Genomic DNA, 2,542 nt, shown 5'->3' on the forward strand with positions numbered 1-2,542 from the left:
TGGAATTGGTAGACACAAGGGATTTAAAATCCCTCGACTAACAAGTCGTGCCGGTTCAAGTCCGGCCTCGGGCACCATCTTTATATTAAGCACTCTGCTTATAAAAAACCTTCTAATAATCCTTTAATATTTATAAAAATCAACTAAAAACTTGATTTACCATCTTTATATTAACCACAATTTATATCATTCTTGATATGTACTATCTTATGTATGATCTACCTAATAATAGCGTTACATGATATTTTAATAATGGTTTTTATTTCTATTGTTTTAAAAAATACGTTTAGGTAGCCCTATGTAAGATCTCTAAACCCAGTCCCAAACCCAGCCCTACAACAGCAAAAATAAACCAGCCATGTAAATCCTTAGTGCCACATTGTACCTAATACTAATGAGTTCACTTTAATTGAATTGGACTAAGTGTCATAGGTTTTAACAAATCCAAAACAGTAAACCAATCCACACTTCTAGATCAAACGATCTTGAAAGCAAATAGCACAAACTTGTACGCTACTAGCATAAGTAATTGTCGAATTGATTAGTAATGCATGCTTAGTGGAAGCTAAAGTTGCCGACAGCAGTAGGTTTAGAGCTAAGGTGAGAACTTCAAATAGAGTAACCAAGAAAGCGCTAATACATAATTGTAGGCATTAAACACTTATTTTTCAGGTTGTCTTACGTACCCTAATAACCAAATAATGTCTGTACAGTACAGTACAGTACATACCATTCATATCATCTGCCACCGCTTTTCATTTACAAGGAGTTGGGCGACTTAGTGCAGCACTTTTTATTTTTAGGACTAAAAAAGCGAGCCGTAGCTCGCTGTTTATTATTTATTTCCAGGCCTCGGGGTCGACCTCTTTAGCAAGTTTTGGATGCTTACTTTTATCAAAGGTGGGTATTAAGCCCTTTTTGCGTTGTTCGTTATAATCTTTAGAAAGCCATACAACAACACCTGAAAGCATAAATAGCGCTATAACGTTTACAATGGCCATTAAACCCATTGATATATCAGCTAGTGTCCAAATTAAACCAAGCTCACCAACAGCACCAAACATCACCATACCTAATACAACAAGTCTAAAGATAAACATACCTTTATTAGAGTTGCGTCCTAAAAACATTAAATTTGTTTCAGCGTAAGAGTAATTAGCAACTATAGAAGTAAATGCAAAAAAGAGTATAGCAATAGCAATAAAATAAGTGCCCCAGTCGCCAACATGTTCTTGTAATGCTGCTTGCGTGAGCTCAATCCCTGTAATACCAGATCCAGGTACTAATTGCTGTGATAGTAAAATAAGAGAAGCAGTCGCTGTACAAATAACAATAGTATCAATAAAGACACCTAGCATTTGTACATAACCTTGTGATGCTGGGTGAGGAGGGTAAGGCGTTGCAGTCGCTGCTGCATTAGCAGCGCTACCCATACCTGCTTCGTTTGAGAATAAACCACGTTTTATACCTTGGATCATAGCTTGTGTAACACCATAACCAATTGCACCAGCACCGGCTTGTTCAATACCAAGAGCACTCTTTATAATAAGTGCAAGTACATCAGGTAGTGCAGTAAAGTTAATAGCACATACATAAAGAGCAACTAATAAATAAGCTAATGCCATAAATGGCACAACCATTTCGGCAAAACGAGAAATTGTTTTTAGACCACCAAAAATAATAATGCCAGAACCAATGACCAGAAGAATGCCTACTATATACTTAGGTACATCAAACGCTACTTCAAATGCTGCAGCAATAGAGTTTGACTGTACGGCGTTAAATACTAAACCAAAGGCTAAAATTAAGCATAACGAGAATAAAATTCCCATCCAGCGTTTGCCTAAACCGTTTTGCATATAATAAGCAGGACCGCCTCTAAAATTACCTTCAGCATCTTTTGTCTTATAAGCCTGGGCTAAAGTACTCTCGGCAAAACTCGTCGCCATACCTATTAATGCAATAAGCCACATCCAAAAAATAGCACCTGGACCACCTAGGTATAAGGCAACAGCAACACCAGCCATATTACCTGTACCAACGCGCGCAGCTAATGAAGTACAAAAAGCCTGAAAGGATGAAATTTCGTTATCGGCACATTTACGAGAGCCAAACATAACTTTGAACATATGTGGGAATTGTACAAACTGAATAAAGCCTAATCGAAAAGTAAAGAAGAGGCCTGCTGCTATTAATAAGTAGACGAGAACTTGGCCCCATAGAAGGGCACTTATACTGTTTATTATGTCTGTCATGGATACTGCCTAAATACATGAGTTAAAAAAGTGAACGCAACTTATCACATCAGGATAAAAGTGTTTAGTTTTAAAGTGCAAAAACAGAGTTATCAACAGGTTTTTGTGGGTAACTTGTGTCTATCGTGTGCGCTTGCTCGGGGCTTAATTTTAATTACTATTTTATGCAAATAACGCTTGCGTAAAATTCGCCGCTCCCTATAATGCGACCCCACTGAGACGGGAAACGCCAACGCCTAGCGAGGAGCGAACTACTCAGAGAGTTAAATAAAACTTCGGTTTTAAAT

Annotated in this window: 1 protein-coding gene; it reads right to left on the minus strand. The window is 37.6% G+C overall.

The window, feature by feature from the left end:
- Positions 1-839: 839 nt before the first annotated feature.
- Entirely contained in the window at positions 840-2,255 is a 1,416-nt protein-coding gene (locus tag I6F65_RS21115) for a sodium:alanine symporter family protein (RefSeq protein WP_024612248.1), read from the minus strand.
- Between the last annotated feature and the right edge of the window lie 287 nt (positions 2,256-2,542).

The sequence above is a fragment of the Pseudoalteromonas sp. SWXJZ94C genome (assembly GCF_015864385.1).
Classification (GTDB): domain Bacteria; phylum Pseudomonadota; class Gammaproteobacteria; order Enterobacterales; family Alteromonadaceae; genus Pseudoalteromonas.

Coding starts and splice junctions, on each gene's coding strand:
- I6F65_RS21115 (WP_024612248.1), bottom strand. CDS start 2,255: ATGACAGACATAATAAACAGTATAAGTGCCCTTCTATGGGGCCAAGTT.